This is a genomic window from Sphingobium sp. SJ10-10 (genome assembly GCF_036038995.2).
Classification (GTDB): domain Bacteria; phylum Pseudomonadota; class Alphaproteobacteria; order Sphingomonadales; family Sphingomonadaceae; genus Sphingobium.
The window spans coordinates 1,635,005-1,650,042 of sequence record NZ_CP158132.1; the positions used below are offsets into that span (position 1 = coordinate 1,635,005).

Annotated in this window: 14 protein-coding genes; 2 read left to right on the forward strand and 12 right to left on the reverse strand. The window is 63.2% G+C overall.

Annotated features, from left to right (window positions below):
* Positions 1–191 precede the first annotated feature (191 nt).
* Positions 192–1,322, reverse strand: a complete 1,131-nt coding sequence (gene tgt, locus VVT58_RS07775) for a tRNA guanosine(34) transglycosylase Tgt (protein WP_327753499.1) — start codon at positions 1,320–1,322, stop codon at positions 192–194.
* A gap of 53 nt (positions 1,323–1,375) precedes the next feature.
* Positions 1,376–1,555, reverse strand: a complete 180-nt coding sequence (locus VVT58_RS07780) for a hypothetical protein (RefSeq protein ID WP_327753498.1) — start codon at positions 1,553–1,555, stop codon at positions 1,376–1,378.
* 238 nt (positions 1,556–1,793) lie between these two features.
* Here VVT58_RS07780 and VVT58_RS07785 point away from each other — a divergent pair, with 238 nt between their 5' ends.
* Positions 1,794–2,753 carry a crotonase/enoyl-CoA hydratase family protein gene (locus VVT58_RS07785; RefSeq protein ID WP_405053689.1) on the forward strand — a complete coding sequence of 320 codons (960 nt, stop codon included), beginning with the start codon at positions 1,794–1,796 and terminating at the stop codon, positions 2,751–2,753.
* Between the two features lie 2 nt (positions 2,754–2,755).
* Here the strand turns inward: VVT58_RS07785 and VVT58_RS07790 are convergent, their stop codons facing one another.
* Entirely contained in the window at positions 2,756–4,723 is a 1,968-nt protein-coding gene (locus tag VVT58_RS07790; protein ID WP_327753496.1) for an EAL domain-containing protein, read from the reverse strand.
* A 188-nt stretch (positions 4,724–4,911) separates the two neighbouring features.
* Between VVT58_RS07790 and VVT58_RS07795 the strand changes: the two genes are divergently transcribed.
* A complete protein-coding gene (locus VVT58_RS07795; protein ID WP_327753495.1) occupies positions 4,912–5,598 on the forward strand; it encodes a GNAT family N-acetyltransferase in 687 nt (228 codons plus the stop codon).
* A 39-nt stretch (positions 5,599–5,637) separates the two neighbouring features.
* Here the strand turns inward: VVT58_RS07795 and VVT58_RS07800 are convergent, their stop codons facing one another.
* Genes VVT58_RS07800 through VVT58_RS07840 form a run of 9 tightly spaced genes read right to left on the reverse strand, consistent with a single transcriptional unit; the run spans position 5,638 to position 15,020 of the window.
* Positions 5,638–5,898 carry a DUF1467 family protein gene (locus VVT58_RS07800; protein ID WP_066555765.1) on the reverse strand — a complete coding sequence of 87 codons (261 nt, stop codon included), beginning with the start codon at positions 5,896–5,898 and terminating at the stop codon, positions 5,638–5,640.
* 12 nt (positions 5,899–5,910) lie between these two features.
* Positions 5,911–7,548: a ribonuclease J gene (locus VVT58_RS07805; protein ID WP_327753494.1), complete on the reverse strand. Its 1,638-nt coding sequence runs from the start codon at positions 7,546–7,548 to the stop codon at positions 5,911–5,913.
* Positions 7,548–8,327: a type III pantothenate kinase gene (locus VVT58_RS07810; protein ID WP_327753493.1), complete on the reverse strand. Its 780-nt coding sequence runs from the start codon at positions 8,325–8,327 to the stop codon at positions 7,548–7,550. The genes VVT58_RS07805 and VVT58_RS07810 overlap by 1 nt, the downstream gene beginning before the upstream one ends.
* Positions 8,328–8,343: 16 nt before the next feature.
* Positions 8,344–9,051 (reverse strand): biotin--[acetyl-CoA-carboxylase] ligase, encoded by a 708-nt coding sequence (locus VVT58_RS07815; RefSeq protein ID WP_327753716.1) that lies wholly within the window; start codon positions 9,049–9,051, stop codon positions 8,344–8,346.
* Entirely contained in the window at positions 9,048–10,484 is a 1,437-nt protein-coding gene (gene nuoN, locus VVT58_RS07820) for an NADH-quinone oxidoreductase subunit NuoN (protein ID WP_327753492.1), read from the reverse strand. Before nuoN ends, VVT58_RS07815 begins: the two co-directional genes overlap by 4 nt.
* Positions 10,484–12,055, reverse strand: a complete 1,572-nt coding sequence (locus VVT58_RS07825) for an NADH-quinone oxidoreductase subunit M (RefSeq protein ID WP_327753491.1) — start codon at positions 12,053–12,055, stop codon at positions 10,484–10,486. The genes nuoN and VVT58_RS07825 overlap by 1 nt, the downstream gene beginning before the upstream one ends.
* Complete coding sequence (nuoL, locus tag VVT58_RS07830; protein WP_327753490.1) at positions 12,055–14,100, reverse strand: NADH-quinone oxidoreductase subunit L; 2,046 nt, start codon at positions 14,098–14,100, stop codon at positions 12,055–12,057. The genes VVT58_RS07825 and nuoL overlap by 1 nt, the downstream gene beginning before the upstream one ends.
* A 6-nt stretch (positions 14,101–14,106) precedes the next feature.
* Positions 14,107–14,412: an NADH-quinone oxidoreductase subunit NuoK gene (nuoK, locus tag VVT58_RS07835; RefSeq protein ID WP_004211745.1), complete on the reverse strand. Its 306-nt coding sequence runs from the start codon at positions 14,410–14,412 to the stop codon at positions 14,107–14,109.
* Positions 14,409–15,020, reverse strand: a complete 612-nt coding sequence (locus VVT58_RS07840; protein ID WP_327753489.1) for an NADH-quinone oxidoreductase subunit J — start codon at positions 15,018–15,020, stop codon at positions 14,409–14,411. Before VVT58_RS07840 ends, nuoK begins: the two co-directional genes overlap by 4 nt.
* Positions 15,021–15,038: the final 18 nt, after the last annotated feature.

Genomic DNA, 15,038 nt, shown 5'->3' on the forward strand with positions numbered 1-15,038 from the left:
GCCGTTAAGCGATACGTGCTCCTGCGGAGGCAGGAGCCCAGTTCAGGCGTTGCGATGACACACTGAGGGTGGAACTGGGCTCCTGCCTGCGCAGGAGCACGGTGCTTCAAGGAGCGAACGATCCGCCACCCCCCTATACTCACCGAATTGCAAGCGAGGGCAATCCCACATCCTCGCCCAGACCCATCCCCTTACGCCCGCCGATAATCCCGCCGGAAATCCGCCGCAAACCCCGCGAACCGCCCTTCTGCGATGCTGTCGCGAATCCCCTGCATCAGCGCCTGGTAGAAATGGATGTTGTGCTGCGTCATCAGCATCGCGCCCAGCATCTCGCCCGCCTTCACCAGATGATGCAGATAGGCGCGGCTCCAGGTCGCGCAGACCGGGCAGTCGCAGCGTGGATCAAGCGGACCCATATCCTCGGCAAAGCGCGCATTGCGGATGTTGAGCGGCCCGGCCCAGGTAAAGGCCTGCCCGTTGCGCCCGCTGCGCGTCGGCAGCACGCAATCGAACATGTCGATGCCGCGCTCCACCGCGCCGACGATGTCGTCGGGCTTGCCCACGCCCATCAGATAGCGCGGCTTGTCCACCGGCAACATGTCGGGCGCGAAATCGAGCGTGGCGAACATCGCCTCCTGCCCCTCGCCCACGGCCAGCCCGCCGACGGCATAGCCATCAAAGCCGATATCGATCAGCCTGTCCGCCGAAATCCGCCGCAACCCTTCGTCAAGCGATCCCTGCTGGATGCCGAACAAAGCCGCTCGTTGGGCATGCTCCCCGCCCGCATCGAAGCCGTCGCGCGAACGCTTCGCCCAGCGCATGGAACGCTCCATGGACTTGGCCGCCTCATCATGGGTGCAGCCGTTTTTCGTGCACTCGTCGAACGCCATGACGATGTCGCTGTCCAGCAGCCGCTGGATTTCCATCGACCGCTCCGGGGTCAGCATATGCTTCGACCCGTCGATATGGCTGGAAAAGGCGACGCCTTCCTCGCTCATCTTGGTGAGCGCGCTGAGGCTCATCACCTGATAGCCGCCGCTGTCGGTCAGGATCGGCCGGTCCCAGCCCATGAAGCCGTGCAGGCCGCCCAGCCGCGCCATGCGTTCCGCGCCAGGACGCAGCATCAGATGATAGGTGTTGCCCAGGATGATGTCGGCGCCTGTCGCGCGCACCTCGGCGGGGCGCATCGCCTTGACCGTGGCAGCCGTGCCCACCGGCATGAAAGCAGGCGTGCGGATGTCGCCGCGCCGCATCTTTATGGTGCCGGTGCGGGCCTTGCCGTCGGTCGCGGCGATCGAAAAGGAGAAACGGGGATTGGTCACGCTGCGCGCTGTAAGGTTGAAAGACGCGCCATACAAGGTCGCAAAGGCGCGGTTCAGCCCTTCTTGCGCAACCCGTCCAATGCCACGATCGCGTCGACGTTGAAGCCCTCCACCCGGCGATAATGGCCGATGAAGCAAAGGCAATCCGCAGACAGGCTGAGCCGCCATGACTCACCTTGCAGATCGTGCAGCAGCAGGGTCACAAGCTGCGTATCGGTTCGGGGCGTGTTCATGCCGCCCGTCCTAATTAATAAAGGTTAACAAAGGCCTGCGCCGAATTTGCGACCGGCAGTCAAAACAGCGATTTGTTGCATTAGTGCAACATTTACCCTTCGATAACCCTCTTTTGGGCGACATGTACGCAACAGTAGCTAATAAAAATGGTTAATTCCGGAGAGACCTCGACCGCGGCGGTTGCATAAGTGCCGCAACACTGTTCTGCTCATTATCTGTCGCAGTTTGGGGGCTCAGATGGTTGATTCCGGGCGATTTAATTCCGCGCGTGAACATATGGACGAGCTGACTCCCGCCCATCTCCCGGCGGAGGAGGACGCTGCCCTCATTGCCGTTACGGAAAGCGTAACTTCCGCGCCGGACATCGGCACGTCGACGATGTTCGATCTGGGCCAGATCGACGTGAGCTGGGACGCGGCGGCGGCCACTTTGTGGGCATTCATGACGCCCGCGAATCGGCCCAACTTCAGTCCGGCGATGCTGCGCGACGTCCGCTACTGGTATGTGGAGACGAAGCGCCTGTTCGACGCCGGCAAGCTGCCGGTCAAATATATGGTGGCGGGATCGCGCTTTCCGGGCGTCTTCAACCTGGGCGGCGATCTGGAACTGTTTGCTGGCTGCATCGAGCGGGGCGACCTGCCGGGACTGGTCGATTATGGCCACGCCTGCATCGACGTGGTGCACCGCACCTGGCGCAATGGCGACCTGCCGGTGATCTCGATCGCGCTGGCGCAGGGCGATGCGCTGGGCGGCGGGTTCGAAGCCTTGCTCTGCTTCGACGTGGTGATCGCTGAACGCAGCGCCCGCTTCGGCCTGCCCGAAATGCTCTTCGGTCTGTTCCCCGGCATGGGTGCCTATTCCATCCTGGCGCGCAAGCTGGGCCGGCTGATGGCCGAGCGGATGATCCTGTCGGGCAAGGTCTATAGCGCGCAGGAAATGTACGACATGGGCATCGTCCATACGCTGGTGGAGGATGGCGAAGGCGAACAGGCGGTGCGCGACTATATAGCGGGCAGCCTGTCCCGTCATGCGGGCCATGTCGGCGTTTTCCAGGCGGGTCGGCGTGTCGATCCGCTGGAATATGAGGAACTCAAGGACATTGTCGAAAATTGGGCGGCCACCGCGCTCAAGCTCGATCCGAAGAGCGTGCGGATGATGCGCCGCCTGGCTTCCGCCCAAACCCGCCTGCAGAAATAGGATCAGGCGCGCCGCCGGTCCTGCAACATCGCCACGGTGCCGCTGTCGTCGTTCATGCGCCGCATCATCTCCAACACCTGGGCCGCAGGCACCGGCCGGCTCAACACGAAGCCCTGGACATTGGTGAAGCCCATCTCATGGGCGCACCGCAGTTGATCCTCCGTCTCTATGCCTTCGGCCACCGTCTCCACGTCCAGCGCATGGGCCAGATAAGCGACCGACTGGGCGATCGCCCGGTGGCGTGAATTGCCATCCACCCCGCGCATGAAGCTCTGGTCGACCTTGATCGTGTCGAAGGCATAGTCGCGCAGATAGCCGAGCGAAGAATAGCCCGTGCCGAAATCGTCCAGCGCCAGCCGCAGGCCGATGCGCCGCAAGTCGGACAGGATCAGGTTGGTCCGCCCGCTATCCTCCAGGAAGATCGATTCCGTCACCTCCAGTTCCAGCCGGCGCGCCTTCAGCCCCGACTGCATCAACGCCGATATCACCGCGCGAGGCAGACCGTCGCTCTTGATCAGCACAGGCGAGATATTGACGGCGACGCGGACATTCTCATCCCATTCCATCGCATCCTCGCAGGCCCGCTCCAGCGCCCAGGCGGTGATCGGCTCGATCATCGAACTGCTTTCCGCGATCGGGATGAACTCCGCCGGAGAAATGCGGCCAAGCGTCGGATGATCCCAGCGCATCAGCGCCTCGCAGATCGCGATCTTCCCCGTCTCCGTATCGAAGATCGGTTGATAGTGCAGCATCAGCTCGTCATTGGCCATGGCGCTGCGCAGACCCATTTCCAGCTCGTAGGTGCGGTTCTGCCGTTCCTTCATCGACCAGGTGAACTGCGCATGGCGGTTCCGCCCGGCATGTTTCGCCTGATAGAGCGCCATGTCCGCATGCTGGAGCAGTTCCTCGCTGTCCTGCCCATCCTCCGGCGCGACGGCGATGCCCATGGAGGCGGTCACGCCCAGGCGATAGCCGCCGACGTCGAAATCATGCGCGAATTCCGCCATCACATCGGCGGCGATATGTTCCGCCGCACCCCGGTCGGCGCCCGGGCAGATCAGGACGAACTCGTCCCCGCCGAAGCGCGCGACATGGCCCCGGCCGTCCAGCGCATGGGAAAGCCTTTCAGCGACCCCGCACAATAGCTGGTCGCCAATCATATGCCCCAGGGAGTCGTTGATTTCCTTGAACCGGTCCAGATCCATCCAGAACACGGCCATCGGATCCTGATCGGATCGTCGCCCGTCGAACAGTTCGCGCAGCCGCATCTGCATCGCCATGCGGTTTTCGACGCCGGTCAGGCTGTCGAACCGGGCCAGACGCTCGAACTTGGTGGCGAGCTGGGACTTTTCATATTTGCCCTGCAACGCCTCCAGAACGATGCGGTGCGTCGTCTTGGTGATGTCCGCCATGGCGAAGATCATCAGGAAGCAGAGGATGCCGAGCACCGTATAGCCCAGCCCACCCGAAAGGATGAGGCCCAGCGAAGTCGGCAGCAGCGAGAGGCAGGTCTGGCCCACCGCGACCTGGATGCGCCCCGCATTGCGGCCGGAAATGCCGCCTGAATAAGACGCCACCAGACACACGGCCAGGACGTGCAGCTTCGCGTCGCTGGACAATAGCAGCGTCGCGAACGACAAAATTCCCAGCAGCGCCGCATAGCACCAGGCGCCCAGCTCATAAGCCAGCCCCCAGATCGGCTGGGTCACGCCATGCTGATGGGCAAGCTGCCGCTGAAAATAGACGGCGGAGATCGATCGGCTGAGCCCTACCAAACAGATCAATCCGCAAATGACGGTAATGGCGGTAATCTGCGCATGCCACGCGACGACCAGACTCAGCGCCCCGCCCGCCACCGCGCCGATCATCAGCGATGCCGGGGAAGCATAGAGGGATTTGACGAGATTCGCCTGCACTTCAGCGCTTTGCTGAGTGTCCGGGGCAAGGCGCCCGCGCAAGGTTGCGATCAAGTTTCGTTCATGGCGTGGCACGTCATCGCCACCTTTGCCGAAACATGATTTCCATTTGGTAAATCACGCCCCGCAAAGACGCCCGAAACAAGCGGATTGTTACGGAATCGACGGTTTCCGCAGCCCGCCGCCGAATGGGGCCGGGAAGGGCTTGCCTTCCCTGCTCTTAACCGGAAAATAGGACCGTCATGACAGATCATCCTCTGCATCGCCCCGTCTGGAACGCCCTCAACAGCGGCTGGATGCCGCTGGCCCAAGGCGATGCGCATGCATTGCGGATCGATCCGCGCTACGGCCCCTTCGCCGCCGCCGCGGATGACGGGCCGACGGCGCAGGCCGCCCTGGCGGCACTGGTGCCGAAGGATGGCGAGGCATGGATCGTCGAACCGGAAGCCCCGACGCCACCACCAGGCGCCCGCCTGGTGCGGGAAGCGATGCTGGCGCAGATGGTGGCGGAAGAAATCCTTGGCGATCCCACCCCCTTCGAACCCGTCATTTTGACCGAAGAGGATGCGGCGGAGATGCGCGCCCTGGCCCTGATGACGAAGCCGGGACCGTTCCTGCCCCTCACCCACCGGCTCGGCCGGTTCATCGGCATCAAGGAGCAGGGCAAGCTGATCGCCATGGCGGGCGAGCGGATGCGCATGCCCGGCTTTGCCGAAGTCAGCGGGGTTTGCACCCATCCCGACCATCGCGGACGGGGCCATGCGAAAAGGCTGATGCAGATCGTCGCCAGAGCCATGCTGGAACGGGGAGAAACGCCCTTCCTCCATGCTTATGCCGCGCATGAGGCAACGGTCGCGCTCTACGAGACGCTCGGCTTTCGGGTGCGGGCGCGGATGCACATGATGGTGATCGCCGCTGACATGCGATAAATCGGTGAAATCGCCTCCGCGCGCCGCTCCACCGGAGGCTCAGCCGATATGCGTCCACCGCTCCAGCGTGATCCAGCCTTCGACATAATTGGCATAATAGAGGCCGAACAAGGCCGCCGACAGGATGGTCGCCCGGATGGCGACCCGGCCCGGCCGGAAATTGCCGGGCGCGCTGTCCGCCTGCCCCTTCAGCAACACCTCGCCCGTTTCGTCAGGCGTACGAATGCCGAAGGGAAGCACGATGAATGCGCTGATCACCCAGAACAGCACATAAATGGCAAAAATCGCATACCAGTTCATGGAGGTCAGGCTTTAGGCGCGAATGAGCAGCACGTCTACCACCGGCTTCTTGCCCGTCCAGCGCGTCGCCGTGCGCCGCACCGCCAGTCGTACCCGCTCACGCAGGGCGTCTTCTTCCTGCGATCCCTTGGCCACGACGGCGGCGGCTTCCTCGGCGGCTTCATGCAGAAAGGCCGTCTTGTCTTCCTCGACCGGCACGCCCTGGGTCCGCAAGGCAGGAGTGCCGATCACCCGCCCCTTGTCGTCCAGTGCCACCGCCACGCTGATCTGCCCATGCAGCGCGACCTTCCGCCGCTCGTTCATCGTCGAGCCGTCCGCCGGCAGAATGACATCGCCGTCGAGCACCAGCCGCCCAGTGGCTTCCTGGCCGATAATCTCCGGCCCGTTCGGTGCCAGCCGCAGCATATCGCCGTTGGACTGCACCACGGCGGAAGGCACCCCGCTCGCCAGCCCCAGCCGCGCCTGCTCGGCCATATGCCGCCGCTCGCCATGCACCGGCAGCAGAATCTGCGGCCGCACCCAGCGATACATGGCCTCCAGCTCGGGCCGCCCCGGATGGCCCGACACATGGACCTCCGCCTGGCGATCCGTCACCATCAGCACGCCCTTGGTCGCCAGCGCATTCTGGATGCGCCCGATGGCGATCTCATTGCCCGGAATCTGCTTGGAGGAGAAGACGACCAGATCGCCTTCGTCCAGCTTGATCGGATGACTGTCGAAGGCGATGCGGGACAATGCCGCGCGCGCTTCCCCCTGCCCACCGGTGGCGATGATCATCACCTCATTATGAGGCAGCGCCATGACATCGTCCCAATCGACGGTGGGCGGAAAATCCTTGAGATAACCCGCAGTGCGCGCCGTGGAAATGATCCTATCGAGCGACCGCCCCGCCACGCAGAGCTTGCGCCCCACGGCATTGGCGACCTCGCCCAAGGTCTGCAGACGCGCGGCGTTGGAGGCGAAGGTAGTGACCAGCACCCGGCCCTTCGCGCCCTTGATCGTCTCCATCAGCCCTATGCGCACATCGCCTTCGGAGCCGCTCGCCTCTGCATTGAAGACATTGGTGCTGTCGCACACCAGCGCCAATATGCCCTCATCCCCGATCGCGGTCAGTTCCTCGGGCGTGGAGGGCTGGCCCAACTGCGGCGCCTCATCCAGCTTCCAGTCGCCGGTATGGAATATCTTGCCATAAGGCGTGTCGATCAGCACCGCATTGCCTTCGGGGATCGAGTGAGCCAGCGGCACATAGCGGAAACCGAACGGCCCCAGCGCGAAGCTGCCCTCATTGTCGATGACGTTGAGCTCGACCTCTCGGCTGAGCCCCTCTTCCTCCAGCTTCAGCCGGATCAGCCCAGCGGTAAAGGGCGTCGCATAGAGCGGCACGCCCAGATCGGCAGCGAGATAGGGAATCGCGCCGATATGATCCTCATGCCCATGCGTCAGCACGATGCCGAGCAGGTCGTCCTTGCGTTCCTCGATAAAGGCGAGGTCGGGCAACACCAGCTCGACGCCCGGATAGGCCGGATCGGCAAAGGTGAGGCCCAGATCGACCATCACCCATTTGCCCTGGCAACCGTAAAGATTCACATTCATGCCGATCTCCCCCGACCCGCCAAGGGCCAGGAAGATCAGCTCATTTCCAGGTGTCATTATGTTTTCAAACTCCGTTCATACAGCAATGCGAGGCCCTGGATCGTGAGATCGGGCGCGATCGCATCGAAAATATCGCTATTGTCATCAAAGAGGACCGCTAAGCCCCCCGTCGCAATCACCTTGGCCGGCCGGCCGATCTCCGCACGGATGCGGGCGACCAACCCCTCCATCATCGCCACATAGCCCCAGAAGACGCCGATATGCATCTGCGCTTCGGTGGTCCGACCGATAACCGACCGGTTCTCCGGCGGCGCGATCGCGATCTTGGGCAACTTGGCGGCGGCCGCCACCAGCGCATCCAGCGACAGGTTGATGCCCGGCGCGATGATGCCGCCCTTATAAGCGCCATGATAGTCGATTACGTCGAAGGTCGTCGCCGTGCCGAAATCGATGACGATAAGATCGGCCGCGTAGAGATGGTGGGCGGCGATGGCATTTACAACCCGGTCCGCGCCGACCGAGGCCGGTTCGGCCACGTCCAGTTCAATCCCCCACTCCACCGGCGCCTGCCCGGCGATCAGCGCGGTGGTCTTGAAATATTTCTCGGCCAGCACCTGAAGATTATGCAGCGCCCGCGGCACGACGGTCGCGATGATCACCGCATCGACGTCTCCGATGGCAAAGCCCTCCAGCATCAGAAGCTGGTTCAGCCATACCGCATATTCGTCGGCCGTGCGGCGGGGATCGGTCGCGATCCGCCACCGCGCGCGGATGTCCCGCCCGTCGAGCAGCGCAAAAACCACATTGGTGTTACCCGCGTCGATCGCGAGAAGCATAGCCCGTCCCCGGATATCAGATGAGAAGGATGTCGCCGGCATGAATGGCACGGCTCTGCCCATTCGCCAAGCGCAGGATCAGCATGCCCTGCCGGTCGAGCGTATCAAAGGTTCCCTCGATCGTCTCGCCATCGGGTTGCACCACCCGCATCGGCGTGCCGGTGGGATGAGCGTTGAGCAGCCAATGCGTCCGCACCGGATCCAGCCCCTGCGCCCGCCAGATCGCCAGCCAGTGCGCGAACAGTTCCGCCAGCCGCGCCTGCAAGGAGGCTGCGTCAACGCTCGACGCGCCCTGCGCGAAGAGGCTCGTCACCGGACGATCCAGCCCGACCGGATGCCCCGTCACATTGATGCCGATCCCCGCGACGATGGCATCGCCAGCCCGCTCCAGCAGGATGCCGGCGATCTTCGCGCCATCGACCAGCACATCATTGGGCCATTTGATCCGCGCCTGACCCGCGCAAAGCGGCGCCACCAGCGCGTGAACGGCATTGGCCGCCACCAGCGCCAGCGTATGCGGCAGCGGATCGCCCGCCCGCAGGCGGATCACCGTCGAACAATAGAGATTGCCGTCGGGGCTTTCCCAATTGCGCCCCATGCGCCCCCGCCCCCCGGTCTGGCGTCCTGCGCGCAGCCAGCAGCCCTCTGAAACGCCTTGCTCCACCAACGCCAGCATGTCGGCATTGGTGGAGCCAGTCTCCTCAACGAAGCGAAGATCGGTCAGAACAGCGCCGCCGCTGCCGCCGCGCTCGCCTTGTCGAGCATCGGGTTGAGCAGATAGCCGAAGACGATCACCACGGCGCAGGCCGTCAGGATGACATTTTCGACCGCTCCGCCGCGCGCTTCATAGGCGTCGGCCGGTTCGTCGAAATACATCGTCTTGATGACCTTCAGATAATAGAAGGCGCCGATCACCGATGCCGCGATGCCGAAGGCCGCCAGAGCCGTCAGGCCCGCCGCCACCGCCGCATCGAACACCAGGAACTTCGCCCAGAAGCCGAAGAGCGGCGGGATACCGGCCATGGAGAACATGAAGATCGCCAGCGCCGCCGCCAGCCCCTTGCGCGACCGCGACAGACCGGCAAGGCTCGCAATCGTCTCGACCGGCTTGCCGTCCGCATCACGCATTTGCAGGATGCAGGCGAAGGCGCCGATGGTCATCACGACATAGATCGCCATGTAGCTCATCGTGCCCGCCACACCGGCAGGCGTGCCCGCCGCCAAGCCGATCAGCGCGAAGCCGACATTGTTGATCGACGAATAGGCCATCAGGCGCTTGATGTTGGTCTGGCCGATGGCCGCAACCGCGCCGAAGAGGATCGAGGCCAGTGCCACGAAGATCACGATCTGCTGCCAGTCCAACCCCGCCGGACCCAGCGCCTCGATCGCCACGCGGACGGTCAGGCCCATGGCCGCGACCTTGGGCGCGCTGGCGAAGAAGGTCGTGACCGGGGTCGGCGCGCCTTCATAGACGTCGGGCGTCCACATGTGGAACGGCACGGCGCTGATCTTGAACGCCAAACCTGCCAACACGAACACCAGGCCGAACAGCTCGCCCTTCGACACGCCGTCGCCCAGCGCGACCGCAATTCCGTCAAAGCCGGTGCTGCCGGTGAAGCCATAGAGCAGAGAAATGCCGTAGAGCAGGATGCCGCTCGCCAGCGAACCCAGGACGAAATATTTAAGGCCCGCTTCGGACGACCGCTCGTCCTGCCGCATGAAGCTCGCCAGCACATAGGAGGCAAGGCTGTTCATTTCGAGGCCGACATAAAGCGTCAACATGTCGCCCGCCGACACCATCATCCCCATGCCGATGGCGGCGAAGAGGATCAGGATCGGATATTCAGGCCGCAGCGCGCCGCCGGTGATGAAATAGCGTGGCGCCAGCAGGATCGCCGCCGCCGCCGCGCCATAGATCAGCGCCTTGGCAAAGGCGGAGAAGGCATCGGCCCGGACCAGCCCGTCAAAGGCCACCGGCCCATGGGCGAGCGAGCAGGACAGCGCCGCGCCCGCAATGGCCAGCGTAGCGACCGACAGCCAGTTGATCAGCCGGGTCGTGCCATCGCCGCCATAGGCCGCGATCAGCAGCAGGATCAGGCCACCGGCGGTCAGCACCAGCTCCGGCAGGACCGCCAGAAGGGAAGCGGAATCAATCATCAGTGCGCCTCCCCCGACGCTTTTTCATGGGATATTGCAGCGGCAGGTTCATGATGAGCCTCAGCACCCGGAAGCACCGGACCCATCTTGATCTTGGAATCACCTGCCGGAGCGGCGGAGGCGATGCGTGCTTCGAGCGCGCGGATGTCGGAACGCATGGGAGCCAGGAAACTCTCGGGATAGATGCCCATCCACAGCACCGCCGCAGCGATCGGCGCAAGCAGCCAGACTTCCCGCATCGACAGGTCGGGCATGGCCGCCGCGTCGGCATTCTTCTGGTCGCCATAGCAGATGCGGCGATAGAGATAGAGCATATAGGCCGCACCCAGGATGATGCCCGTGGTGCAGACCAGCGCCACCCAGCTCGACGCCTGGTAAATGCCCATCAGCGACAGGAATTCCCCGACGAAGTTGCTGGTGCCCGGCAGGCCGACCGACGCCATGGTGAACAGCATGAACAGCACCGCATATTTCGGCATGTTGATGCTGAGACCGCCATAGCGGGCAATCTCGCGGGTGTGCAGGCGATCATAGATAACGCCGACGCAGAGGAAGAGCGCGCCCGACACCAGACCATGGCCCAGCATCACCATCATCGCGCCTTCGATGCCTGCCTGGTTGAAGGCGAACAGGCCGACAGTGACGATCGCCATATGCGCGACCGACGAGTAAGCGATCAGCTTCTTCATGTCCGACTGAACGAGGGCAACGAGGCTGGTATAGACCACCGCGACCATCGACAGGCCCCAGACCAGCGGCGCGAGCTGCGCCGAGGCTTCCGGGAACATCGGCAGCGAGAAGCGGATGAAGCCATAGCCGCCCATCTTCAGCAGCACGCCCGCCAGAATGACCGAACCGGCGGTCGGCGCCTGAACGTGCGCGTCGGGCAGCCAGGTGTGGACCGGCCACATCGGCATCTTCACCGCGAAGCTGGCGAAGAAGGCCAGCCACAGCCAGATCTGAATCTTCGGATCGAAATTATAGGCCATCAGCGTCGGGATGTCGGTCGTGCCCGCGTCATGCACCATCCACATCATCGCGATCAGCATCAGCACCGAGCCGAGCAGCGTGTAGAGGAAGAATTTGTACGAAGCGTAGATACGGTCCGCGCCACCCCAGATGCCGATGATGAGGTACATCGGGATCAGGCCGGCTTCGAACATGATGTAGAAGAGGTAGAGATCCTGCGCCGTGAAGACGCCGATCATCAGCACCTCCATGAACAGGAACGCCGCCATATATTCGCCGACGCGCTTTTCGATCGCCAGCCAGCTCGCGCCGATGCAGATCGGCATCAGGAAGACGGTGAGCATGATCAACACCAGCGCGATGCCGTCGATACCCAACGCCCAGGCGAAGCGCCCGAAGATCGGCGCATATTCCTGGAACTGCCACTGCGCGGCGGTGCCCGACTGGTCGAAATGCGCCCACAGCACGACGCCCAGCACCAGATCGGCCAGCGTCGCCACCAGCGCGATCAAACGCGCCTGACTGGCGCCCGAGTAAAGACAGGCGATGGCCCCCGCCATCGGCACTGCCATCATCAGGGAAAGGATGGGGAAGCCGTCCATTATCGTGTCATCGCCCAGGTTGCGGCCGCGGCGAGGCCAATCAGCATCACCAGCGCGTAAGTGTAGAGGTAGCCGGACTGAAGCCGACGGGTGACTTTATTGCCCTGCACGACCAGCGCGGCCAGACCGTTAGGCCCGAAGCGGTCGATGAAGCCCACGTCACCGAACTTCCAGAAGAAGCGGCCGATGGCGAAGGCAGGCTTGACGAACAGGAAATGATACAGCTCGTCGAAATACCATTTGTTGAGCAGGAACTGGTAGAGAGCGCCGAAAGTCGCGACGAAGCGGCGCGGCCAGTCGGTGAACTTGAGATAGGCCAGCATGGCGATCACGAGGCCGGTCAGCATCACCGTGAACGGACCGAACTTGACCCAGGTCGGCACTTCATGGCTCGCGTGCATCAGATGGCTGTCGAACGCGATCGCGCCCTTCCAGAACTCGATGCCCCCTTCCGGACCAATGAACTGATCATGGAACAGGAAGCCCGCAAACACCGCGCCCAGGCTCAGCACCACCAGCGGCACCAGCATGACCCAGGGGCTTTCATGCGGATGATAGCCCGCCGTGCCGGTCAGCTCATGCCCATGCTCGTCATGATGGCCATGGCCGTCATGCTCGGTTTCTTCTTCCGGCGTCTCATGATGGCCGTGAACTGCGTGCTGGATATGCTCCGAAGCGGCCCAACGGGGCTTGCCGAAGAAGGTCAGGAACACCAGACGCCACGAATAGAAGCTGGTGAGCAGCGCCGCGAACACGCCGACCAGATAGGCGCCGACGCCCGCACCGCCCGAAGCATAGGCCGCTTCGAGAATGCCGTCCTTCGAATAGAAGCCCGCGAAGCCGACGCCGACGAGCGGCAGGCCGACACCAGTGATCGCCAGCGTACCCAAGGTCATCGTCCAGAAGGTGATCGGGATCTCCTTCCTGAGCGCGCCATAGTAGCGCATGTCCTGCTCATGGTGCATCGCATGGATGACCGAACCGGCGCCCAGGAACAGCAGCGCCTTGAAGAAGGCGTGGGTGAAGAGGTGGAACATCGCCGCGCCATAAGCGCCGACGCCCGCCGCGAAGAACATGTATCCCAACTGCGAACAGGTCGAATAGGCGATGACGCGCTTGATGTCGTTCTGCACCGTGCCCACGGTCGCCGCGAACAGACAGGTCGCCGCGCCGATGATGGTGACGAAGTGCAGCGCCGTCGGGCTGACCTCGAACATCGGGGACAGGCGGCACACCATGAACACGCCCGCCGTCACCATGGTCGCCGCGTGGATCAGCGCCGACACGGGGGTCGGGCCTTCCATCGCGTCCGGCAGCCAGGTGTGGAGGCCCAGCTGCGCCGACTTGCCCATCGCGCCGATGAACAACAGCAGGCAGAGCACGGTCATGGTGTCGAAACGATGGCCCAGGAAACCGATGGTCGAACCGGCCATGGACGGCGCGGCGGCCAGGATTTCCGGGATCGAGATGGTGTTGAACACCAGATAGGTACCGAAAATGCCCATCATGAAGCCAAGGTCGCCGACGCGGTTGACGACGAACGCCTTGATCGCGGCGGCGTTTGCGCTCGGCTTACGGAACCAGAAGCCGATCAGCAGGTAAGAGGCCAGGCCCACGCCTTCCCAGCCGAAGAACATCTGCAACAGATTGTTCGCCGTCACGAGCATCAGCATCGCGAAGGTGAAGAGCGACAGATAGGCGAAGAAGCGCGGCTGATCCGGCTCCTCCTCCATATAGCCCCACGAATAGAGGTGGACGAGGCTCGACACGCTGGTGATCACCACCAGCATGACCGCGGTCATGGTGTCGACCCGCAACGCCCACTGAGCATCGAAGCTGCCCGACTGAATCCAGGTGAAGGCCGGGGCGACATAAGGCTCGGCATGGCCGGTCACGAAGCTCAGGAAAATCGGCCAGCTCATTGCGCAGGAGGCAAAAAGCGCGCCGGTGGTGACGATCTTCGCCGGCAGCTTGCCAAGAGCCTTGTTGCCAAGACCGGCGATGGCAGCAGCCAGCAACGGGAGAAGGACGATAAGCTGGATCATCGAGCTTTAGCCCTTCATCCGGTTGACATCGTCGACGGCGATGGTGCCGCGACCACGGAAGTAAATAACGAGGATGGCAAGGCCAATGGCCGCCTCACCCGCCGCGACGGTCAGCACGAACATCGAGAAAACCTGACCCACCAGATCGCCCAGGAAGGCGCTGAAGGCGACAAGGTTGATGTTCACGCTGAGGAGGATCAGCTCGATCGCCATCAGGATGATGATGACGTTCTTGCGATTGATGAAGATGCCCAGCACGCCCATCACGAAGAGGATCGCGCTGACCACCATATAATGCTGAAGGCCGATCACAGCTCCACCCCCTGCCCGACGGGCTGATTGATGTTACGCACGGCATCCTGTGGACGACGGCGGTTCTGTTTCGCGACATTCTGCCCACGCACGCCGCCACGGGCACGATGGGTCAGCACGATGGCGCCGATCATCGCGACCAGCAGGACGATGCCCGCCGCTTCGAACAGGAAGATGTAGCGGGTATAAAGCAGCCCGCCGATCGCCTGAATGTTGCTGAGTTCCGGGTTCACCGGCGCGGCGCGCTGCGCCAGCTCGATGGGACCGGCGCTCCACAGGCCGATGCCCAGCACGATCTCGGCCAGCAGCACCAGCGCGATCAGCAGCCCGAAGGGCAGATAATCGACGAATCCGGCGCGCAGCTCCGCGAAGTCGATGTCGAGCATCATGACGACGAACAGGAACAGCACGGCGACCGCGCCGACATAGACGATGACAAGCAGCATCGCGATGAATTCGGCGCCCAGCAGGACCATCAGGCCCGCCGCGTTGAAGAAGGCGAGGATCAGCCACAGCACCGAATGAACCGGATTGCGCGACAGGATCGTCAGCGCGCCGCTGCACACCACCAGCGTGGCGAACAGATAAAAGGCAAGCAAGTGAATCACAGGACCATGTTCCCCTTG